The sequence below is a fragment of the Mediterraneibacter sp. 210702-DFI.5.30 genome, assembly GCF_020560115.1.
In the GTDB taxonomy this organism is placed as follows: Bacteria; Bacillota; Clostridia; order Lachnospirales; family Lachnospiraceae; genus Mediterraneibacter; species Mediterraneibacter faecis.
In genome coordinates, this window is the sequence record NZ_JAJCME010000291.1 from 1 (window position 1) to 208 (window position 208).

General features: G+C 52.4%; 1 protein-coding gene. It reads left to right on the forward strand.

What is annotated here, in order from left to right; all coding sequences use genetic code 11:
- Positions 1-208 (forward strand): amidohydrolase family protein (locus LI126_RS15595; protein WP_227165798.1); only part of this gene is annotated, 208 nt, incomplete at both ends.

Genomic DNA, 208 nt, shown 5'->3' on the forward strand with positions numbered 1-208 from the left:
GAGGGCTGGGGCTTTGACGAAACCAAGCTGGCAGAACATCGCGCGCCAACCGTTGACGATCTGGACCAAGTTACTACCGAACAGCCGATCTTTATCTACCGTTCCGACTGTCATTCATCAGTTGGCAACTCAAAAGCCTTGGCACTGGCCGGTATCGATCAAAACACCCCAGATCCAAAAGGCGGCCATATCGAACGTTTTCCAGATG